Raw genomic sequence first — 22,856 nt, 5'->3', positions numbered from 1 at the left:
GTCGCTAGCGTGTCAGACCTCCGTCTGCTCTGCCATCTCCAAAGCATCATCGACCTCAATGCCTAGGTATCGCACGGTACTCTCAAGCTTCGTATGCCCGAGCAGGAGCTGAACCGCTCTCAGGTTCTTCGTCCTCCGATAGATCAACGATGCTTTCGTGCGTCTCATCGTGTGAGTACCATACAGCGCTGGATCAAGGCCAATAGCCTTTATCCACGCCTTGACGATCCTAGCGTATTGCCGGGTGGAGAGATGCTGGGAGGCGTGCAGCCGGCTTGGAAAAAGGCAGTCCTCACTGTGGAGATGGGCTTGATGTATCCATGCCTCCAGAGCAATCCGTGTTTGCTCCGTAATCTCAAACTGCACAGGTCGCTGGGTTTTCTGCTGCATCACTATTGCTCGCGATGACACATGCTGCCCATGAACCACGTCTCGTACACGAAGCTTGGTCAGATCGCAGGCTCGTAGCTTGCTGTCGATGGCTAGATTGAAAAGAGCCAAATCACGAGCTTCCTCCGCGATTTGGAGCCTTACGCGAATGGCCCAGATATCTTTGAGTCGCAGCGGCGCTTTCTGGCCGACCAATTTTCCTTTGTTCCAAGGTTCCTGGGCGTGGGTCGTAATCGTTTTCATAGCTTGTCCTCCTCTTTGGGAAGACAAGGATGGTCATTGCAAGCCATGGGAGCTAACCGACCCAAAGCGGACGTTGACTGTTTAGTGACAACTTAGTGATTGCTTCGACGCATTTCAATGAGCATCATCTGGGTTCGACGGGGAGAGGTCCCTATGCCAATTAGATTCCCAATGTTATTAGAAAGCCTTTAGGAGTAAAAGGATGATTGTAGGGGATCCGTTTAATTTTGCCGTCCAATTTGATATGGTCGAGCAGTGGAATTCAGATGAATTTTGGCGAAATGGAATATTTTCACTTTACATAAATGGAGTGCGCTTGCCTAACATTCTTGATGTGACGGAGCTCAGGGCAAGCTTAGCGTGCTATATTAAATTGGAAGATATTGTTGCTTCTAATGGGCTGGAGGGTATTGCTGCAGAATATATTTACGAAAAAACCAATAGTTACTTGTTTGGCGACGGCACAGATTATATTGATGGTGTCTACGATCTAACATGCACTATGATGGCTGATGCCGGATGCCATGCTTACTGGATAGGGTGCGCCGAATCGGAAATTTTTGTTTGGAGTTTAAATGGCGGCGAAAATATTGAGAGCGCCTCTCTTCCGAGTGGGACATTCTATTTGGTAGCCTCAGAGTTAAAAAAGATCCTTGAAGATGACTTAAAATGGAGATAAGTAGATTAAATTTACTGCGTCGCCCCTGGCTTCGTAGAGATCCGACGGATAATTTTGGCCGATTCGGGCCGGATGTCGAACAGCGGCAAAGGGTCGGCTGCGGCCAGTGGCGACAGGCTGCAACCGACCGATTCTGTTGAAAAAGTAGATCTCCTGCCTGGTCTGCGGCAAAATATGGACATCGGCCGGCGGGAGGATTCGCAGCATGATGGGACAATTGTCGAGTGGACAGGAACGGCTGTTTTACTCGTTCAACATTGAAGATCACATCCCAGCAAATCACCTCCTGCGCAGCATTGATCGATGTCTCGATCTGAGCGACCTGCGCCGATACCTCGCCGATTTCTACAGCCCGATTGGGCGTCCTTCGATTGATCCTGAGCTGATGATTCGCCTGCTGGTCGTGGGCTACTGCTACGGTATTCGCTCCGAGCGCAGGTTGTGCGAAGAGGCTCATTTGAACTTGGCGTATCGCTGGTTTTGCCGCTTGAGTCTCGAAGACGAAGTCCCCAACCACTCTACGTTTTCCAAAAATCGGCACGGTCGTTTCCGCGACAGCTCGCTGTTTCGCTGGCTATTTAACGAGGTGCTGCGCCGCTGCATGGACGCAGGTCTGGTCAAGGGCGAAGGGTTTGCCGTGGACGCCAGCGTCATTAAGGCGGATGCCAGTCGCCAGCGTGGAGTGCCTGGTGATGGAGAGGTCAACTGGAGCGATCCGTCGTTAAGTACTCGTGCCGTCCGTGAGTACCTTGAAGCGCTGGATGAAGAGGCTCTGGCTGAAACACTTCCCAAACGCCTGTCGCTGACCGATCCCCTCGCTCGTTGGACAGCAGCGCCAGGAGGCCCGGCGTTCTTCGCTTACTCGACCAACTATCTGATTGATGTCGAACATGGCGTGATCATGGACGTAGAGCCCACGCCGGCTCATCGAACAGCCGAGGTCGAGAGCACCAAGACCATGATTGAGCGAGTCGAAGAGCAGTTCGATATCAAGCCGGATCGACTGATCGGCGATACCGCTTATGGAACCGCACCGATGTTGGCCTGGATGGTGGAGGAAAAAGATATTGAGCCACATGTGCCGGTTTGGGACAAAACCGAACGCAAGAACGACAGCCTCTCTATCCGCGATTTTCAATGGAATGAAGGGACGCAGGAATATCGCTGCCCCACCGGACACGCCCTGCGCAGTGAGTGGCGTGCCTTCAAGAACCAGCGCTCACATGTCACAAAAGCCGACACCATCATCTTTCGATCACGGCAAACCGATTGCGCTAAATGCTTGATGAAAGAGCGCTGCTGCCCGAACACTTCGTTCCGAAAAATCGCCCGTAGTGTCCATGAAGCGGCGCGAGATGTTGCTCGGCGGATCGCCACAACACCTCAATACGTGTGCTCTCGCCATGAGCGCAAGAAAGTCGAAATGTTGTTCGCTCACCTCAAGCGAATCCTGAGACTGGATCGATTGCGACTACGCGGCATGAGCGGTGCGAACGATGAATTCACGATGGCAGCAGCAGTACAGAATCTGAGGAGACTGGCCAAACTTACCTCTCAAAGGCCGCCAACGACGGGATAGGTGCGCCCGGAGTAAGCAAAAAACCTCAAATTAACCCATTAACCAAGCTGCAACGGTCAATGCAGAACCGAAAAGCCACCCAGCGTGGTGAATAGGTTCTGAAGAGACGACCAACCTCGAAGTCTTCCAGTCTGAAATTCCGACTTTTTCAACAGAATCGACCCATAGCGGACGTTGGGCAGTCAGTCTGGCCGAGTCAGAGCAGTCGGCTTGCCGGCGTCGAGGTAACTGGCCGCTAGTTCCAGAGTGCCTCTTCCTCCACGACGTAGGCACGCCTGAAGTGATAGTCATGGTATGTCGGTGACTATCACCTCTACCGCTGGGAGGGCCCTGACCTCACCAGCTGTACCTCTGGTTGGGCCGCCATCAGGGATATAGAACAGCAGCCAATCTCCTTGGGTTTCCAGGATCAAGCCCAGTCGAAAGCCACCACCTTCGCTGACCATTCCGACTCCTGCACCTTCGATATTTCCAAGGCCGGCAAGCACCTGGTTTACCGCCTCGCGTTTGAAGGATTCGGGAAACGTCGTCTGGTCTGGGTCATGAACACTTCTTGCGGTGGATATTCTCCACATTAAGTCAGTGTCCACTCAGCCCGGGGCGGACCACCCTGAAAGCTTCATGGTCAGTACGCTGCGCCTTCAACGGATTCGAAAGGATTGACTTTGCAGAGCCACTCACGGCTAGATAGCGGCTGGAATCGCCTAAACGGCATTCCTTGGACACGAGGCGTGGGCATCTCCTGTCTGTGAACCACCTACGTACAAAGTGCGTTACTGACGGCCATTAGCTTGCCAATGGCTGTCCCGTTCATCCGCGGATTGATCCGTGGGTGCGCTAGGAAAACAAGCCCACAACGAAAGTTTTCTTAGTCCACCTCACATGGCACAAAAACCGAGGATCACCATGAGCGCACAGACGCGTTTCAAACTGCTCGTATCCCACCTTACGAAGCTGCTCAACGAACACCCCACCATCAGCAAGCTGGAGAACTTCTCTCCGCGCCACGCTGAAACTCTTGCAGCAGCCGGCTTCGGCTATCGCAACCAATTCGACTACCTCAAAGCCGTCAAAAACCGCGTAGAACACTGCGTTGGGTACTACATCCCCGACAGCAAGATGATCGCGCAACGGATGGTTAACGGCCTCCAGTACCCCGAGCAACTGCTGCCGGTGCTGGTCAGACTGTTTGAGAGCGCCGGCACCTACGGTCCTGCAGTCAAATGCCGCATGGGATATGACGATGACCTCTCCGGTCCCCGGACACTCATAAACGGTACCAAGGACTACGCCAACCGCGAGAGGTTGAAGCGCGAGTTCATCGATGATCTGGATGACGATGAACACCGCCCCCTGCGCCGGTGGTTCTGGAAATTCATTCGTGACGACAACCCAGAAGACTACTTCACCTACGAGCTCAATGTCCCGCGCGACTTCCCAAGCAGCTACCACCTGGGCCGCACCATCAGCTTTCCGCTGACCGTCAGCTACGACCTTGATCTGGGCGCCGATCAAGAAGCCTCGTTTTTCAAATACAACCGCCAGCTCGCCTTCAGTGGAACCGTACGGATAGTGCCCAGTGGCCGTAGAGGCTGGCGTTACCCCACGTTCAAGCTGAACGAAACGCCCACATACGATCAACGCACCGACGCTGAACGGGATAAGGTACCGTACGTGCAGCCTGGCGAAGACCTCGACGATGACGAATTCGAAGCGGGTAGGGCAGCAGGGCGCATGTGCGCCGAAATCCCCGTAGAGAAAAACGGTTCGCTCGCGTGGATGGCTGGCTACGTCCTGAACTGGAAGGACGGCCTAGCCTGGGGCCACATGTCCACGGGGCAGTCGTACAAGGCCTTCCATTTGGCGCTTGATACTGCTGAGTCACTCGACCTCCTAGAACTGGAGCCTCTGAGAGTTGCGGCGGAAGGCTGTCGCCACCTGGCGTCGACCCGATGCTCCAGGCAACTGGAAGACGCCATCGCGGATGAAATCGCAGAGCGCGAGGCGCTCTGATTCGAGCCATTCCCAACGCTGACCCTGAGTGCGCGAGCTACAGAGCAGCCGCGCGCTCCTACTCCCTATTCAGGAGATCCGACATGAAAGAGTTCACCCCCAGCACCCAGGTTGAGCACACTGAACAGAACATCGGCATGCCCAATGGGGTCATGCATTACACCGACGCCACCGCAGACGCCATGCGCATCCATCTGCGCCTTGTTCTCAGCACTGGTGGAGATGTCGCAAAGAGCATCGACGCCGCAACAGTCATCACGAAACTTGCAGCCCGAGCACTGGTGAAAGAGGACCTGGGCAACCTAAGCGGCTCGGAATTTACCCATCACCTGGCGAGCCTGCCGAAGGTCCCCGAACTGCACCATGCAAAGCCCGCCGCGGTGACTGGTACTTGCGCTGATGCAATCGAGTCCTTGTTCGAGGAAATCAACACCTGATCCAACGGTTGGGTGGGGGGCCAAAGCCTCCGCCCAACCCATCCAGGTAGTCACCAAGCCCCTGACACTAAACCGACCCAGTCCCCCGAAACGCGGTGAATCGCGCGCCTAGCTTCGTAGACGCCAGACGATCCCTAATGGCCGGTTCAAGCCATCCACGAAGGGCAGCAATTGGCCGATTTCAGCCCTTCGTGAAGGGCAGCGTCGGGTCGGTAGCTGCCTACCGCGGCTGTCAGCAACCGACCCATAGCGGCCGGTCGGTACTGGGTGAAATCGGCCGAAAGCGGTCATGTAGCTGACGAGCTAGCACTTACCTGTATAGCAAAAGCTGGACCAATGCCAAACGCAAATTTGTCCAATTGGTTTCTGCCAATGCAGCACTTGCAGCCTCTGGCTGCATCAGCGGTCATCGACTACGCTAACTGTCGTCTTATTAGATTTGCCATCGGGAGGTGCCTCGTGTATGCACGCCATAAATTTCCACCACCTGCCGGGCAGCCTTGGCTGGTCATCATTCTTATGGTGATTGCCGGGGTTCTCATCTTTTTGATATGGGTTTGATTTCTGGGAAGAAGCTGACCTGGTTGAACCGCAACCGAGGCGGCGTAATCTTTGCGCTCACTGTTTTCGTAATGATTTTGGGGATGGCAAATGCGCTCAAGCACGGGCTAGTTTCCGCCCAGTGGCTAAGAGATCAAAAGGACACTTTTTCTGTTCTGAATAGCTGTGTAACCATGATCATATTAGTGATTGGTGCGGGGTTTTCGTATTACCGCTTTTTCCGCGGACGCACACTGTCGTTAAGACTGGAAGTATCAATAAGCGTGTCTGTTCACGACACCCCATTGGATGACAACCTTCACGCACTCACAATTACAGCCAAAAATGTGGGTACGTCGGCTGTCTGGGATCCCCGCCCAGTGGTAAAACTTAAAATTCATGGGCCACCGGATGCTGAATCAATATGGATAATTGACGAATGGGAATCAGAGGAAGGTAAAGGGGAAACATTGGCGATCATAGAGTCAGGAGAAGCGGCAACGTTCTTTGCCCTTCAAAGCATAAGTAAAAGAGCTTGGGCGGTCACATACTTTGCATCTGTGGCCGCCGATCAAGGTGATGTCTGGCACATATCAAAAACATTTAGCAACCTGGCAAGTAGGAATCTACAGGAGTAGACATGGTTGTGTTCTGTGCTTTCAATCGCGCACTAGGTGCTGGAGTCCATACGGACTGAAGGATAGACGACAGGCATCCCAAATCTAAGCCAAGTAATGAGGTCTCTAGACTACGAAACCCGTGAATCAATTCTACACTGGGACTGCTAGCCCATCAGCTTTTTAAGGCTTACTGACTCCAGGCAGTATCTACAAGCGTCCGCTTTGGCTAGGTAGCAGCCGACCGCCGCAGGCTGCTCCCGACCCAAAGCTGCCCTTCGTGAAGGGCTGTAATCGGCCAAAACAAATCACCTTACAATGACCGAGAACGGACCGATTACTCGTGAGCGCCGAGCGCTGATTTAAGCTAGAGTCGCAGAACCATTTATATAATATAAATTATTATTTACTTCAGCGGCGGGAGAACTGCGGGTATTAAATCCCCCGTGGGTCCCGCCCCTATGGTGGACCCCGAGCACGAAATATAGGTATTGTCTAAAAAAACATATTGTTTGATCGCTTGTAGAATGAATCCTCCTTTTGTAGACGCGATGGAGTCGTAGCCAACAACTTCTCCGTTCGCTATCCGAACGATAGTCGCTTTATTTATCTCGGTTTTGTACCATAGTTTGAAATCCCCGGAATTTACTTGGTAGCCACTAATGATATCCCGGGCAGTCGTGCTACCTTGGCGAGTATGTCTGATTATCGGTGACCCCAAGCCCCCAGTTTCGACATAAGAATAGCCCCTACGTAGATATCGCTGGGCAAATAATAAATCAGCTGTTGGAGCATAAAATCCAGTAGAGGGGATCTTTTTTTCAATGTGAACGCCCGCTTTCATGCAGGCAGCGCTATAGCTGAGTAGTGCTGCCCCGTCGTCAAAGAAGATCACCAGACAGAATGCTAAAAACACTAATACCCTATGCTTTGTGCTTTTTTTTCTCAGTGATGACGTGTATTTTCCTATGGCCCATAAAATAAAAATTGTGACGATGGCGAAAATTATATATAGCATTTATTTTCCTTGTTAAGCTGCCCGACCCGAAGCGGCCGGTCGCTAACGACAACCTTGGAACGGCAGCCGGCAGTAACGAAGGACTACTGACGACTACCTAAAGCGGTCTCTCACTTAAGCAGCATGGATATCACTAGGTGCAACACCTACTAGTTCAATAGGCGCATCGGGGACATATTCAGCTGTTGAAACGGTGCTCGCAACGACCAGGTTGTCTGCGGTGAATGTCCTGGTGTAGCCACCGCCTTCCAAAGCGACCTCGAAGCGCTCACCCTCGGCGTTCAGGTCGTAGTCCTTGAGATAGGTGCGGTGCAGGTCTGTGTCGTACACCAGCTTCAAGGTACCGTTGGTGCCATCGCCCAGGCCCGTATAGCCGAGGGCTGCCACGTCGATCTTGTCCTGGGTCACATCGAAGTCCGTGATCATGTCAGCCGCACCATGAACGCTGTCGCTGCTGTCTAGATAGCGGAAGGTATCTAACCCATCGCTGCCATACAGCGCATCGCCCGCCCCGCCACCAATCAGAATACCGCCCGCATCCGGCGTGTGCAGCGAATCCCAAACCGGCCTCCCGGTGAGGGTCTGCTCGGCATCGTTATGATTGTTATCCCCGGCGAAGATAAAACCATCGGCATCTTGATAAGCGCCGCTATCATGGCCGTCGGACTGGTCGATATACACTTTGAAGCGATTGCCCTGGGCATCGGCTTCAAAAGACTGCACCACGATATGCCCAAGGGTTTTGTCATAGGCATAATTCAGCGTGCCGTTATAGCCGTCGCCCAGGCCAGTGAAGCCCAGCGCGGAAACGTCCAATACATCCCTGTCGAACAGGTTGAAATTGCTGATAAGGCCAATGCTGGACTCACCCGAGGCGTCGTTGACGAAACTGCCGCTGACCTGATGGTAGAGGAAAGTGTCGTCGCCGCTATTGCCGATCAGGTGATCAGCACCCGCGCCGCCATTCAGTACGCTGACGAATTTCCCGCCAGTGAGTGTATCGTCGCCGTCCAAACCATTGAGCACGTACTGCTTGGTGCTAAAGCTGTAGTCCAAGGTATCGTTGCCGGCTGTGCCGTCGTGGCGCAGTACAAAGTTATACGTGCTTAGCTGGCCTCGGAAATCGCCTGCCAGGCGCACCTCAAAGAAATTGCCGCTGGCGTCTTTGTCTAGCGACTGTAGGTAGGTGATGTCCGCAGCGGCGTCATAGCTGACGGCCAGGTCGCCATTGTGGCCGTTACCGATTCGCTCCAGGCCAAGGGCTGTCAGGTCTAATATGTCGTATTGGTTGAAGCCGGTAATCAGGTCGGAGTAAGAACCTTCAGCATTGGCGTAACTGTCCGTGAGTGACGTGAACACGAATTTCACCACATATCCGTCGGCTGCGCCGCCTGTGAGGGCATCAACCCCGGCACCACCTACCAACGTGTCGAAGCCGCCCTGGCCATTCAGGGTATCGTTCCCGGCGCCGCCGAATAAATGCTCATACCAGTAGGTACCGTTAATTACGTCATCGTCCGACGTACCGGTATAGGTACGGAAAGAAGGTCGATTGTGAACGGTGACCTGTTCATCGAGCGCGGCTTGCAGGGCAGTTTTGGAGGCTGTAGGCACGGTATCGATCCTGAGTAGGTTGAATTCTGGGCCTGGGTCGGCAACACAGGCAGGTAGCCTACCGGGCTAGACCAACACGACTGTTGCTGTCATGTACTAGATGAATTGCATAAGCTCGTCAACGCGCTCCATCTCCACCAGACAGCTCATCAGGACGGCCGATCACTAGGTCTGACACCTTGGACGGTCAATGGCTGCTAGGGGTCGGTTGCTGCCGTTTGTGCGACTGGCCCCTACCGACCAATAGCATCCGATCGCAACAGGCGCTTTCGGTCAAAAAGGTGGGCGCATGGTTGTCTGCCAAACCAAGAGCTAACCAACAGAAAGCTGCCTCTTTTAAAAAAGATCATTGAATTTATCTACGACCTCTACCTAACGGCATTGGCTGTTTACGATTTTTCTTTAACTTTAAAATCGCCATTATAATAAATGGCGACATATAACCAAATACAAAAGCCATCTTGAGGCCTTTTAAATTCCACTCGAGGCCAACTATAGCCGATAAAATTAAAGACAGAGAAACCACACCAGACCAGAAAATTGACTTGGAAATTAAATTTCCAGCATCACTACGCAATAAAACTAGCGGGACAAAGCAAATGCCTGCCATTAGCAATATTATAAAAATAGAAGCGACAACGCCAAAGGCAAATGGCCATATGATATAAAGCCATAAATCAGTTGTTATATTCACTATAAATGCATCCAGATAATTTCAGTAGCCCTTAGTTTATTATACTGCGCAAGGGCCGCTTTGCGACGGTCGAAGCTCCTCACCAGCCACAGGCGGCACTCACCACAAAGTGGTTATCAATCCAATCGCCACTGCTACATATAAGCCAAAGGAAGAAAGCCGGGAATTAAGTAAGCGGAACCAAATCGCCGACGGCGACCGCCCAGCCCCATGCATAGTCGCTCTCCCCTTAAAGCGGCCACCACTCAGCAGGTTCAGCACACTAACGCCAATACGGTGTGCTATCGAATCAAGTATGAATTCCATTCGATATCGGTCTCATTGCTGTTTTTCTGGATATATCCAGACAAATGCTACGGCCATTCGCTGCCCTCCGCCAACGGCTGCTATGGGTCGGATAGCGACAGCCGTACCTCCACTGTCGCTAGCGTGTCAGACCTCCGTCTGCTCTGCCATCTCCAAAGCATCATCGACCTCAATGCCTAGGTATCGCACGGTACTCTCAAGCTTCGTATGCCCGAGCAGGAGCTGAACCGCTCTCAGGTTCTTCGTCCTCCGATAGATCAACGATGCCTTCGTGCGTCTCATCGTGTGAGTACCATACAGGGCTGGATCAAGGCCAATAGCCTTTATCCACGCCTTGACGATCCTAGCGTATTGCCGGGTGGAGAGATGCTGGGAGGCGTGCAGCCGGCTTGGAAAAAGGCAGTCCTCACTGTGGAGATGGGCTTGATGTATCCATGCCTTCAGAGCAATCCGTGTTTGCTCCGTAATCTCAAACTGCACAGGTCGCTGGGTTTTCTGCTGCATCACTATTGCTCGCGATGACACATGCTGCCCATGAACCACGTCTCGTACACGAAGCTTGGTCAGATCGCAGGCTCGTAGCTTGCTGTCGATGGCTAGATTGAAAAGGGCCAAATCACGAGCTTCCTGCGCGATTTGGAGCCTTACGCGAATGGCCCAGATATCTTTGAGTCGCAGCGGGGCTTTCTGGCCGACCAATTTTCCTTTGTTCCAAGGTTCCTGGACGTGGGTCGTAATCGTTTTCATAGCTTGTCCTCCTCTTTGGGAAGACAAGGATGGTCATCGCGAGCCATGGGCGCTAACCGACCCATAGCAGTCCTTCGAATTAATCGGCTAAGGCCAAAAGCTTCCGCGTATCGATTTTTATCAAGTCGTAACAATTGACTCTTTCAGCGTTTAATCTAAGTTTGCCAGAATGTCAGGCAAACCCCATATTCATCGAGAATATTATCAGCAATTTCAAATTGAAACAATTTCTCTGGAAATGAGTCTAATAACGAGCGCATCCAATATCGAGCAATATGCTCAGCAAATAAATAACAAAGACGGTATTCCTCTTCCGACAGGCCAACTTTATATACAAGCCGGCCTGGCACAGATTCCCACTTAGAAAAAAATTGATTTATTGAAAATATATTTCTATATCGCTCAACATCTCTACGCGATACGCTTTGCTCCAACGCACCAGATTCGGTTTCAACCAGACCCTTTAAGTGAAATTTCTGCGAGTCGTACTGCTGAGCGCTAGGCAGCCAGAAAACGTAGCCATCAACCTCAATAAAATCAGGAGAAAGCAAACCCAGGACAGAAATTGCTTGTTCCAGTGAAACCAGATTTCCTACATATGAAAAAAACTCCCCGAATCCAATATCTGAAATAAATAGATTCAACGTCTCTTTAGGAATTTTACCCTGATAAATTTTCATTACATCCACCTTAAGGTATCAAGAGCCGATTGAGGGGTATCTTTTTCAAATGCTTTAATTACACACATTGGAAGTGATTGACGCAAGGCCAAAAGACACCGGCGAATGTCAGTTTCTGGCCGATCTCTACCTGTCACCAACGTCAGCTTTGGGTCGGTAGCTGCCTACCGCGGCTGTCAGCAACCGACCCATTGCGGCCCTTCGCATCGACCGGCTAACGCCAACACCTGCCGCGTGATGATGTGCATCAAGCCCGCCGCTTATCATCCCTTCGTAGATACCGGCCAATGTCATCAACGAAACGGCATCAATAGCGTTGCACCACACTTGAGTGGGCCCACCGCAGGTACCGAGCACGCATGATGCCAGTGGCAGCTACACCAGCCGCTTCAGTGGCAACGGCCATGACATGGTTGACGTGTCCGCGTTGCCCGGCAACCTCACGTCCGCTGCCTACCGTGTTACCCCAACAATTAACTAGGCTCAGAGCCCGCGCTGCGTTTTCCTGTTTTCTCCATTCACTGCGAACGTGTCGCGGCAGGGAGAAGGCTAATGGCGACACAATTCAATGTGAAAGACTACGGCGCCAAGGGCGATGGCGTCACCGATGACACCCAGGCGATCCAGGCGGCGATCAATGCCGCGTCGGCGGCGGGTGGCGGGCAAGTAACAATAGGCGCAGGGACCTTTCGGCTCAGCCCGAACGACGCAGCCGACGGAGGCTGCCTGCTGCTCAAAGCGGGGTGGCACTGGAAGGGCTGAACACTGAGGGCACGATACTCAAACTGGCGAGCGGCGTTACTACGGCGGCCGGCATCCTGCGGGCCGAGGGTAAAGGTGTGCAGGTCAGCCACCTGAGCATTGATGGCAACAACACGGCGACCGATGCAGGCGCCGTGGACGGTGTGGTCAGCGGCATTGTCAGCAATCTGCTGCTCGATGACGTGGAGGTGCACAACGCCAGCGGCTACGGCTTCGACCTGCGCAGCGGGGGCAGCACCGTAACGCTGCGCAACAGCAGCGCTCATGACAACGCGAAAGGCGGCGTAATAGCCGATGGCCTGCGCACTAGCGTGTTCGAGCACAATGTTTCCTACAACAACTTAGGCGACGGCTACCAGCTGGGCGGTACCCTGCGCGTGCTTGACAGCGACGGCTATGGAAACGGCGGCGATGGCATCCACCTGGTGGAAGGCAGGGCCACCGACACCGCCAAGGATGACCAGGTGGGCAATATCCTGGTTAGCGGCGGTGCCTTTTGGGAGAACGGCGATTCAGGCGTGCATATCGACACTGTGGATGGCTACCGTGTGACCGGTATCGACGCCCACAGTAACCATGCCAACGGGGTGCACAGCGACGACAGCAAGCATGGCGAAATCAGCTTCAGCAACGTCCACGAGAACAACGGCGAGGTCACTGGCGCAGAAATCCTGCTCACCGGTGTTGCTTCCATGCCGACGCTGCGCGCGGAATATATCGACGTATACGGTAATGTCGTTACGGGCGGCGTCTGGACGAATTCCAACCTTGGCATTGCTGAAGGCTATGACGCGGGTGACAACAACCGCATTACGGACAATGTGATAAGTGAGGTTGAATACCCCACGCAGCAGGGGGGCATCCATAGCACAGCGACCGATAACCAGGCATTCATTCACCGTTTCGGCACGGCAGCAGCTGACAAGCTGACAGGCACGCTCGCGCAAGACCTGCTGGTAGGAGGTACGGGCAACGACCGCCTGGACAGCGGGGACAATAACGACATTCTGGTCGGTGGCGCTGGCCGCGATTACCTCTTGGGCGGGCTTAGTGAGTACCAGCACGGCGACACGTTCCGATTTAGTGCCCTGACCGACAGCTACCGTACGGCAACCACGTCCCATGCTGATGTGATCGGGGATTTCAACCCTGATGACTGGCTCGACCTTACCGAAGTCGGCTTCACCGGCATAGGGGACGGCCACGGCAGCAGCCTCAAGGCCGTGTACAACAAAGCCCACGACCTGACCTACTTGAAAAGCTTTGACGCCGATAGCCATGGCAATCGCTTCGAGCTGGCGCTGCACGGCGACTTCACCGGCAGCACAGCACTGAACCCTGACGACTTTCGCTCACTGGTGAAGGGCGACGCGGCCGCCAACTTGTTGGAAGGTAGCAACTCAGCGGAAACGCTGATCGGGGGCAACGGCGCCGACACGCTTGTAGGCTACGGTGAAGACCGGCTCATCGGCGGCGAGGGGGCAGACCGGCTAACCGGTGGCAAGGAGAGCGACACCTTTGTGTATAAAGCCCTGACTGACAGCTGGCGCGGCGATAACGACGTCTTGATACACCGGGACGTTATCCTCGACTTCGACCTCAAAGGGAACGACAGCATTGACGTCAGTGCCCTGGGCTTTACCGGGCTGGGCAATGGCTATAACGGTACCCTGCTGTTCGAGTGGGACCCTGTCCCCGTGGGAATGGTCCTTAGATCCATGGAAACCGACGCATTGGGGCGCCATTTCGAAATCAGCTTCAACAACCTCAACATCGAGTCTTTACGCTCCGATACAGCGATCATCTTTGCCCACCCTGACGGCTATGACAGCCAGCCCCTGCCTGATGGGCTGTTGTCTCCACCAGAACTGGAGACGCCGCTAACGCTTCTGGGCAGTGCAACGCAAGCAGAGGCCGTGGTGTAACGCAGCTTCGGGCGACAGGGGTGACAAGCCTGCATGGCCTTCCCTGTCCCCCTGCCCGGACGGCTATTGGGTGGAGTCCGGCTTTTTCCTAGGCCACAGCTGCGGGCGGCATGGCACTGTCACCCAGCAACTGCAGCGGCTCGGCAGTGCCACCATCGGTGAAGAGGATACTGTCGCTGTTCAGGGCATCGATCTGGTTTGCGGCGAAACGAATCTGAAAGTGCCGCCCCTGCGCGTCGCCGTCAAGGTCGGTCAGGAAGGTCTGGTGGGTTGATTGCTCATAACTCAACCGCAGGGTGTCGGCATGACCATTGCCCAGCCCGGAGAATCCCAAGCGAGACAGGTCAATCACATCCCGAGAGGCTGAAAAGTCGGTGACGGTGTCCACGGACACCTGGCTCCCTGAACGGTAGCTATCAGTGACGCTTGCAAAGCGAAAAGTGTCCGCGCCGGAGCTTCCGACAAGCCGGTCAGCGCCCGTGCCGCCAATCAACAGGTCATCCCCGACGCCGCCCGTCAGCCGATCATTTCCGCCGGCGCCCTGTAGCGTGTCATCGCCCGAGAACCCTTTGAGCGCGTCTGCTGCGGCCGTTCCCGTAAGGTGCAGGGCTTCGTTGGGCGCGCTGCTGGTGACCTGGCCCGCCAAAGCCTGGGCAAACACTATGTTGGCTGCGCCAAGCTCCGCCAAGGCGTCGCCGCCTATAGCAAGCTCGAAGTGATTGCTTCCGGCGTCCGTATCCAAGGATTTGAGAATCGAACGTGTTCCTGCGTCATTGATGCTCAACTTCAAGGTGCCATTGTGCCCATCACCAAGCCCGGTAAACCCCAGCGCAGAGACGTCGATAAGGTCACCGACCGCGCCATCAAAATCCATCAGGGTGTCGCGCCCTGGGTCGTCGCTTACGCTGGCACTGCGCAGGCTGTCACTCATACTGCGATAGACAAAGATGTCCGCCCCTTTGCCGCCCTCAAGCTGATCACCCCCGGCGTCACCGTAAAGAAGATCATCGCCGCGGTCGCCATAGAGATGATCCCGCCCTGCAAACCCGTGGAAGGTTTCAGCATCGACCGTACCCTTCAAGGTATCGCTGCCCGCCGTACCGGTGAGCAGGGCTTGCAGGTGAGCATCAGTCAGCGCCCGGTAGTCGCCCGCGAGGGCTAACTCGAAGCGATTGCCATGGGTGTCCGGGTCAAGGTTTTTCAGGTAGGTGACGTCCTTGACCGCGTCATAGGCGATACTCACCGAGTCGCCATGCCCGTTTCCGACATGGCTGTACCCCAGCGCGGTCAAATCCAGGCGATCGGCGCGCAGGTCGAAGTCAAGTATCCGGTCGGCGTGGCTTTGGGTCGCGGTCCGGTAGCTGTCGTTGAGCGCGGTAAAGCGGAACACATCGCTCCCGGCACCGCCGCTGAGTTGATCCGCCCCGGCGCCCCCGGCCAGCACGTCGTCATTGCCAGCGCCCACCAGGCGATCAGCGCCTGCGTTCCCCTGCAAGATGTCGCGGGTGAGGTCACCGTTCAGCGCATCGCCTTGGGACGTTCCCCGAATATGCAAGAATTCCGTGTTCCCCCGGGCCCACCCGTAGGGCTCATCCACCCCGATAATGTCGCCAAAGAAGTCATCACCACTGGCAACGTTATCGAACACCTGGATATAGCCGCTGCCAGACGCGTATAGACCGCTATGGTAGGGCTGTTCACCAACGATGATGTTGTCTCGTACCTTTACAGCATAATCGGGGTCAGATGAGGGAGCAGAAATACCATCGCTTTGGATTCTGATTTCAACGTCCGGGGCTTCCAGCGAGTTGCCGTGCACGGTGTTATAAGAAAGGGTGCCCAAGGAGCCGCCGTGAACCGTAATGCCGTAATTCACGTTCCCGTAGATCTCGAGGCCGTTGATCTCGAAGCCATCCACCTCGGTGAGGGCCACACCGTTCTGGTAGTTGCCGTGCACGCTGCCGCCGTCTACCCGCACATTGCCGGAACCTGCCGGTGAGGTCCCTTCGACCACATTGATACCTGCGACTGCATTGTCGTAGGCCTCGCTGTCCAATAGCTGGACAGGGCCACCCAGATTGAACCCCGACCCCTGGTTAGTATAAGAGACCGTGTCCTGGATAACCGCGCGTGCCAGGCCGTCGGCAATCACGCCGTCGTCCCCGGTTATCGCCGCTATGCAGCCTTGCATGGTCACCTGGCCGCCAGCGTTGCGCAGGTCGAACCCATAGCCGCGGCTCCAGGTGGCTTCTACATCCTTTAGCTGCACATCACTGCTGTCTCCGCTTACCCAGCAGTCGACAGCGCCGAAGGCCTCGTCGCCCAAACCGTTGAGGGTCAGCCCGCTGACACTCACATGGTCGCCACCCCCCCGTAGCATGCCGGCTACATCCCCTTCGCCTTGTGCGAGCTTGATAATCGTCTTGCCCATGCCCACGCCCACCACGGAGACGTTATCGCCCAGTAACAGGCAGCCGCCTTGCGCGTCATCGCTGGCGCTAACCCGATAGGTACCTGCGGTAACGCTCACCGTGCCGCCTCCGGCCGCGGCTGCAGCGTCAATTGCCGCCTGGATGGCTTGCGTATCGTCAGTCACGCCGTCGCCGAGCGCACCGTAATCCTTCACATCGTAAAATGAAGCCATAGCTATCTCCCATGCCGCGCGCCGTTCGCAGTGGGTAGATAAGGCAGGAATGAACGAGCCGGGCAGCATTGAGGGTAGCAGCGCAACTAGCTGTTTTTTGCATGTAAGACCGCCGGTGAATGAAAGTCCGCCTGGTCCTTTTCCTTCAACACAACGGAAGACCGTGTAGGCAATAGCGCGTGTGAGCTCTCCGTCGATACCGGCCCATTGCCTTCAACAAAACGGCATTACTGGCGTCACGCTATATTCCTAGTGACCCAACCGCAGGTAAGGAGCAGGCATGACCCAAGTTTCCCGCATCAAGGACATTACCAGCGACACGGCGCTTACAGATTTACAGGCTACAAGCGCTAGTAGCCAGGTCAGCAGCAACCCGATCGAACTCATCGTGCAGGGCACTCAAGAGAGGGATACCCTACGCGGTGGGCTGGCCAATGAACTGTTAATGGGTGGGGGCCTGCACGACTACCTCATCGGAGGGGGTGGCAACAATGTGATGGTCGGGGGTGCGGGACTAGACACTCTGCTCGGCGGCGACGGCAACGATATATTCCGCTTCGACCGAATCAGTGACAGCTATATAAATGCTGCAGGCGAGTTCACCGATGGCATCGACTATTTTGACCCCGCCCACGATATCCTGGATGTATCGGCCCTGGGTTATAGCCATTTGGGCGACGGCTATGGCGATACCCTTCACATACGAAAAGAGCCCCTGCGCGGCATTTACATTTTGGAAAACTACGAGCAGGGCCATAACGGCCAACGTTTTGCCGTACAGTTCCTTTCCATGAGCGGCCTTATTACCGATGCCAATTTACAACCGCTGATCAAGGGCAGCTCGCACACCGATTTGCTCGAAGGCACCGACGCCAGCGAAACTTTAAAAGCCGGCGCCGGCCGCGATACCGTCGAAGCGGGTGTGGGCAATGATCGGCTACTCGGCGGCGCTGGCGGGGACACCCTGAGCGGTGGCGCGGGTGCCGACAACTTCTTGTATACCCAGCTCAGCGACAGCTACCGTAACGATGTCAGTGACAGCTACAGCAACCGCGACCTGATCACCGACTTCAGTGGAAACGGCCATGACATGATCGACGTGTCTGCGTTGGGCTTCACCGGGCTGGGTAACGGCTACAACGGTACGCTGAAGGTGGTCCTCAACCTGGCAGGCGATACCACCGCGCTTAAATCCCTGGAGGCCGATGCCAACGGTAACCGCTTCGAAATTCTGCTCAGTGGGAACCACGTCAGTGAGCTGAATACCAGCAGCGTGTTGTTCGCCCCGCCCAGTGACGCGACAGCGGTGACCACCCCGCAGCCGATCACACCAGTGAATCTGGTCGGCGACGACAAAGCGAACATTCTGTATGGCTACTGGGGTAACGACACGCTGGCCGGCGGCGCCGGAAACGACACGCTGGAGGGTAACGCCGGGGACGACGTGCTGACCGGTGGGTTGGGCGCGGACAAGCTCACCGGCGGTGGAGGCAACGACCGTTTCGTGTTCGCTAGCAGTGCTGACAGCTATGTCGGCAGCAGCGACCTGATCACTGATTTCATCTGGGGCGAAGACAAGCTGGATGTCGCCGCACTCGGCGTGACCGGTTTGGGCAACGGCCGCGACGCCACATTGCGCATGACCTACGATGAAAACACCGACCGTACCTACCTGCGCAGTAGCGAGCCAGGTGCCGATGGGCACGCCTTCCAGGTCACGCTAGCCGGGTTCGACTACACGCAAGTGCTCACCGATGCCGACCTGGTGGCTGCCGATACGCCAGAGGTGGCGCTCATTGGACATCCCGCTGTAGACCACGTGAGCTAACACTATCCTTGATAGTCGGCTATCAGCACCCACCTTTACTTTATGCAACCGCTACGGCGTGGTGCTGAACGGCAGCTATGGATAGCAGCCTAAGGTGAACCCTATCCAGCACTGTCCTATATGGTCGAACCCTTCGTACTCTCGATACCGCCCTGCCAGCGATGAAGCACAACCAAGCTTCGCTATCTACCTCTATGACAGTAGGCGATGACCGTACAGCGACTGTCATGTGCCTCGCCGGGCCTGGCCGAATGCAGACTGCAAAAGTGAACTACAGTGGAGGATCCAATCGGCATCATTAAAGGATTAAACAGTGGAAACCAGCGATAGCAAGTCGGTACTTACCCACACTGTCACCACCGGCGTCGGCACGGTCACGGTCGATCTTACAGGGCAGCTGGATTACGCAGAGAGCGTATTGGTACAAGCCAACGGCGAGATCCTGGTAGGTGGCTATAGCCAGCACCTTGCCTGGGGTTACCCCGGCGCGCCGGGTGAGGAAAGCTATGGCTACGAGCTTGATCATTCTGTGCTGCGGCTCAACACGAACGGTAGCCTGGACACCGCGTTTGGCGTGGGAGGCGTAGATGTCGTTCCGGCCAGCGTAGATCTTGATTGGGACTATGAAGTCATGGCTGTTCAGGCCGACGGGAGAGTGGTGGTCGCGAGTTCGGTAGACAGCGGCATACGGGTAGAGCGATTCAACAGTGACGGTACGCTTGACCGTACATTCGCCACGGGCGGCGCGCTGACGATCACTAGCGGCCTCTACGGCGGCATTGATATCAAGGCCCAAGCGGATGGCACCTTGTATGTAAGCATTCGCGACGACGGTCAAGCCGAGGTTACTAAACTGAGTGGCGACGGTACCGTGATCACAGGCTTTGGTGACAAGGGAACACTGACATTGAACACCACGCCAGACCCAGGGGCCGGTGATATTTCAACCACTGTCCAGGCTGATGGCAGTGTCCTTCTCGGCGCGCTCTATTCTGTCGAGGTTGCGCACGATTCGCCTACGGACATCCGCTTTGTTGACATGTACGCACTCCAGCGCTTTACGCCGGACGGTGAGCTGGACACCCGCTTTGGGGATCAGGGGATCCTCTACTTCGATCCAGCCTTGGGTTTCAGAGGCGATTCTGGTGTGACCATTCAAGCGGACGGGAAAATCATTGTTGCAGGCCATAACGTCGAAACTTCGGTGGCGAGTGTACTGCGGCTCAATGCCGATGGCTCCTTTGATACCAGCTTCGGCGAAAAGGGTATGGTCACTATCGACGATAGCTCTCCAGATGCTGTGACGGTACAAGCAGACGGCAAAATCGTGATCGCGGGCCTGCACAACCGGGACTTTAACGTCACGCGTCTCAATGCAGACGGCAGCCTCGATACCAGCTTCGGTAGCCAGGACGGCAAGGTCCATATCGACGGTTATGTGGGGCAGGACATCCTGCGAGGCACGGAGGCCTCTGAACTCATTAACGGCTTTGCGGGCGACGATGTCTTGCAGGGCGGTGGCGGGCGGGACGTGCTCACCGGCGGTGCCGGGGGAGATATATTCCGTTTCACTGACATAGCGGACAGTTACCACACGAGTACCGGCCAAGCCAGCGACCGTGTTGTGGATTTTGATGCGTCCCAGGACCGGATTGACCTGATCGGGCTTGGTTTTACTGGCCTTGGCAACGGCCACAACGGCACGCTCGCAGTACAAACGAATGCCGAAGGTACCCGGACGTACTTGAAGAGTTACGATGCCGACGCCTCCGGGCATCGCTTTGAGCTGGTGCTGGACGGCAACCTGGCCAGTCAGCTGAACAGCGATAATGTGGTGACGGCACGCCCTGTCATCGAAGGCACCTCGGGCACGGATACCATTACCGGGTCGGCCCTGTCGGAAGTGATTTATGGCCTGGCTGGCAACGACCGCATCAACGGCGGGGCAGGGTCCGATATCTTGATTGGGGGGCAGGGCGCTGACCAACTCAATGGCGGTGACAGAGGCGATTTCTCCTACTGGGTCGATGACCATCAAGACGACGATACCTTCCGCTACCTGTCTACCGACGACAGCTACCGTACCGACTCGAAAAGCTTTGTCGACCTTATCGTAGGGTTCGCAGGCCCTAGCGACAAGATCGATGTGTCGCAGTTGGGCTACACCGAATTCGGGGACGGCACAGGGACTACGTTAAAGATGGCCTACAACCGGGATCTGGACCGTACCTACCTCAAGGATGTGGAAGCAGACAGCCAAGGCCATAAATTCGAAATTGCCTTGGCCGGTAACTGGCTTGATGTTTTGAACGACGACAACATGGTATTCGCGCCGCCAGTGGCAGTTGAATTGGTAGGGGTGGCTACAACTGCGCCGGAGCATGACCAGCATATTGGCTAATTAGCGCTGCATCACCTCACTACGCTGCCTGAGGGCGGCGTAGGTTGCTTTGGGTCGGTGCTGACTACTGCTATTGGCTGCAACCGCTCCGTAGCTGCCTTTCACCATGAGTAGCTATCGGCTGTGGATTTAACCGGTGGCCGCAACACATTGGCTAAATCTCCCAGGTCCGGCTCAAGCCAGGCACTTGCGGCTTCCGGCCCAAAGACCACCGGGCGGCAGTCATGAATGCCTACCCTGTCGGCATCGCTCGCATCTGAAAACAAGGCGGACCATCAGGGCTCAGCCGTGAAGATTTCCTTCAACCAGTCCACAAATACCCGCACTCGTGGAGAGAGGTGGCGGTTCTGCGGATACAGGACGGAGACGGGCATTACGGGAGGCGGGTAGTTAGGCAACAACTCCTGCAGAACACCCCGCCGCAACTCCTCGGCAATCCGATAGCGGGGTACCTGGATCAGGCCAATCCCGGCTAAGGCCGACGCGGTGTAGATTTCCGCACCGAACACGGAAATCGCCGTAGGGATCGCCCATTCCTGCACAGCACCGTCTACCTGGAATTCGAAGGGAAACGGCTTGCCAGTGGTGCGCGAGACGTAGTTGATGCCCTTGTGCTTATCCAGGTCTCCAAGGGATGCGGGCTCTCCATAGCGGCGGATGTACGCAAGGCTGGCAACGGTCACCTGAGGTAGATCCACCAGATGCCGGCCAATGAGCGAGGAGTCGCCCAGCGTGCCGGCGCGAACTACGCAATCCACACCCTCCTGGATGAGGTCAACGAAACGGTCGGTTTCACTGAACGACAGCTCGATGCCAGGATAGCGTTGCATGAAGTCGGGCAATGCCGGTATCACGAAAAACCGCGCCAGGGTGCCGTGCAGGTCTACCCGCAGCCTCCCTTTGGGTACGCTTTGACGGAAGGCGAGCTCGGCCTCTTCCAGTTCAGCCAACAGGTTTACGCAGCGGCGATAATAGGCTTCACCATCGAGCGTGGGCCGTACGCGGCGGGTGCTACGCTCAAGCAGGCGTGTCCCAAGCCACTGCTCGAACTGGTTCATCACGTGCGTGAGGGTGGCTCGAGGAAGCTCAAGGTCTTCAGCGGCGGCGGTGAAGCTACTGCGCTCGTAGATACGAACGAAGATTTTCATGGCACGAACCTGATCCACTGCGCCTGCTTCCGTCACTTTTGCTGATGGAGCAGTATCGCGAACCTCACCGCTTTTATTCAAGAACTGTGCTTTTCAACCTGCCGTTATGCTGAAAGCACCTGCGTTCATATAGCCACGCTTATGGGGACAACACTGATGCACACGCTGACGGCAATTGTGGTTGGAGTTTCCCTGATGTGGTTATTTCAGAAGGCCGGGCAAAGGCTCCGGCTACGGCGAAACCTGGTCGATGCAACGTTCGCTGCACTGTGGTTGATCGCCTCTGTCGTTCATGGCCTGTTAGGCGTTGCGGCTGGGTTTGGCGTCGGCATGGAGCTGGCCATTGGCGCACTTATTTTCCTGGTCCCGGTCAGCGGGCTGGCCTTGGGCCGATGGCAGGCGAAACGCACTCGACCGACCCTCGGCTGATTCGCGCTGTACGGTGCGCCCCCACTGCAATGACCTTCCCGCCTTTATCTCGCTAGCTCACAACTCTCCAGCCCATGCATCGCCTTATACGCCAAGCACGAGCCTGCCTGCGTACGTTCCGATTGTTGGCAAATATTGAATAGTTAAGCCAAATAAACGGTA

Annotated in this window: 17 protein-coding genes; 10 read left to right on the top strand and 7 right to left on the bottom strand. The window is 55.5% G+C overall.

The features are described from left to right. Positions 1–12 precede the first annotated feature (12 nt). Positions 13–633 carry a tyrosine-type recombinase/integrase gene (locus LG385_RS13365; RefSeq protein WP_225774691.1) on the bottom strand — a complete coding sequence of 207 codons (621 nt, stop codon included), beginning with the start codon at positions 631–633 and terminating at the stop codon, positions 13–15. A 202-nt stretch (positions 634–835) separates the two neighbouring features. On the opposite strand from LG385_RS13365, the gene LG385_RS13360 reads away from it, so the two are divergent. The 5 genes from LG385_RS13360 to LG385_RS13340 all read left to right on the top strand — a co-directional run bounded on the left by LG385_RS13360 (position 836) and on the right by LG385_RS13340 (position 6,519). Continuing rightward, positions 836–1,312, top strand: a complete 477-nt coding sequence (locus tag LG385_RS13360; protein ID WP_225774690.1) for an Imm42 family immunity protein — start codon at positions 836–838, stop codon at positions 1,310–1,312. A gap of 205 nt (positions 1,313–1,517) precedes the next feature. Next, positions 1,518–2,891, top strand: coding sequence for a transposase (locus tag LG385_RS13355; RefSeq protein WP_225774689.1), 1,374 nt, complete (start codon positions 1,518–1,520; stop codon positions 2,889–2,891). A gap of 906 nt (positions 2,892–3,797) precedes the next feature. Next, positions 3,798–4,904 carry a hypothetical protein gene (locus LG385_RS13350; protein ID WP_225774688.1) on the top strand — a complete coding sequence of 369 codons (1,107 nt, stop codon included), beginning with the start codon at positions 3,798–3,800 and terminating at the stop codon, positions 4,902–4,904. 83 nt (positions 4,905–4,987) lie between these two features. Continuing rightward, positions 4,988–5,341: a hypothetical protein gene (locus LG385_RS13345; protein WP_027601721.1), complete on the top strand. Its 354-nt coding sequence runs from the start codon at positions 4,988–4,990 to the stop codon at positions 5,339–5,341. Between the two features lie 500 nt (positions 5,342–5,841). Then, positions 5,842–6,519 carry a hypothetical protein gene (locus tag LG385_RS13340; RefSeq protein WP_225774687.1) on the top strand — a complete coding sequence of 226 codons (678 nt, stop codon included), beginning with the start codon at positions 5,842–5,844 and terminating at the stop codon, positions 6,517–6,519. Between the two features lie 1,111 nt (positions 6,520–7,630). On the opposite strand, the gene LG385_RS13335 is transcribed toward LG385_RS13340, so the two are convergent. From LG385_RS13335 to LG385_RS13320, 4 genes are all read right to left on the bottom strand, one after another. Beyond that, a complete protein-coding gene (locus LG385_RS13335) occupies positions 7,631–9,130 on the bottom strand; it encodes a M10 family metallopeptidase C-terminal domain-containing protein (protein ID WP_225774686.1) in 1,500 nt (499 codons plus the stop codon). Positions 9,131–9,485: 355 nt separating this feature from the next. After that, positions 9,486–9,824, bottom strand: a complete 339-nt coding sequence (locus LG385_RS13330) for a hypothetical protein (RefSeq protein WP_225774685.1) — start codon at positions 9,822–9,824, stop codon at positions 9,486–9,488. A gap of 432 nt (positions 9,825–10,256) precedes the next feature. Further along, positions 10,257–10,877 carry a tyrosine-type recombinase/integrase gene (locus LG385_RS13325; protein WP_225774684.1) on the bottom strand — a complete coding sequence of 207 codons (621 nt, stop codon included), beginning with the start codon at positions 10,875–10,877 and terminating at the stop codon, positions 10,257–10,259. Positions 10,878–11,032: 155 nt separating this feature from the next. Beyond that, positions 11,033–11,557, bottom strand: coding sequence for a hypothetical protein (locus tag LG385_RS13320; RefSeq protein WP_225774683.1), 525 nt, complete (start codon positions 11,555–11,557; stop codon positions 11,033–11,035). A gap of 552 nt (positions 11,558–12,109) precedes the next feature. Between LG385_RS13320 and LG385_RS13315 the strand changes: the two genes are divergently transcribed. Together LG385_RS13315 and LG385_RS25455 are read left to right on the top strand one after the other, a co-directional pair. Next, a complete protein-coding gene (locus LG385_RS13315; protein WP_225774682.1) occupies positions 12,110–12,319 on the top strand; it encodes a glycoside hydrolase family 55 protein in 210 nt (69 codons plus the stop codon). Beyond that, a complete protein-coding gene (locus LG385_RS25455) occupies positions 12,301–14,244 on the top strand; it encodes a right-handed parallel beta-helix repeat-containing protein (protein WP_263974694.1) in 1,944 nt (647 codons plus the stop codon). The genes LG385_RS13315 and LG385_RS25455 overlap by 19 nt, the downstream gene beginning before the upstream one ends. Before the next feature lie 88 nt (positions 14,245–14,332). Here LG385_RS25455 and LG385_RS25530 read toward each other — a convergent pair whose 3' ends face one another. After that, positions 14,333–16,888, bottom strand: a complete 2,556-nt coding sequence (locus LG385_RS25530; RefSeq protein WP_318781395.1) for a M10 family metallopeptidase C-terminal domain-containing protein — start codon at positions 16,886–16,888, stop codon at positions 14,333–14,335. A 280-nt stretch (positions 16,889–17,168) separates the two neighbouring features. Here LG385_RS25530 and LG385_RS13285 point away from each other — a divergent pair, with 280 nt between their 5' ends. Both LG385_RS13285 and LG385_RS13280 read left to right on the top strand, forming a co-directional pair. Continuing rightward, on the top strand, positions 17,169–18,716 hold the full coding sequence (locus tag LG385_RS13285) for a calcium-binding protein (RefSeq protein ID WP_225774681.1): 1,548 nt from the start codon (positions 17,169–17,171) through the stop codon (positions 18,714–18,716). A gap of 313 nt (positions 18,717–19,029) precedes the next feature. After that, on the top strand, positions 19,030–21,117 hold the full coding sequence (locus tag LG385_RS13280) for a calcium-binding protein (RefSeq protein ID WP_225774680.1): 2,088 nt from the start codon (positions 19,030–19,032) through the stop codon (positions 21,115–21,117). Positions 21,118–21,392: 275 nt separating this feature from the next. On the opposite strand, the gene LG385_RS13275 is transcribed toward LG385_RS13280, so the two are convergent. After that, entirely contained in the window at positions 21,393–22,283 is an 891-nt protein-coding gene (locus LG385_RS13275) for a LysR family transcriptional regulator (RefSeq protein WP_225774679.1), read from the bottom strand. 138 nt (positions 22,284–22,421) lie between these two features. Here LG385_RS13275 and LG385_RS13270 point away from each other — a divergent pair, with 138 nt between their 5' ends. Further along, positions 22,422–22,694, top strand: a complete 273-nt coding sequence (locus LG385_RS13270; protein ID WP_225774678.1) for a hypothetical protein — start codon at positions 22,422–22,424, stop codon at positions 22,692–22,694. Positions 22,695–22,856 lie beyond the last annotated feature (162 nt).

The sequence above is a fragment of the Pseudomonas sp. Marseille-Q5115 genome (assembly GCF_916618905.1).
Taxonomy (GTDB): Bacteria; Pseudomonadota; Gammaproteobacteria; order Pseudomonadales; family Pseudomonadaceae; genus Aquipseudomonas; species Aquipseudomonas japonica_A.
The sequence above is the reverse complement of the archived record's forward strand: the minus strand, read 5'-3'. Positions and strand labels throughout refer to the sequence as shown.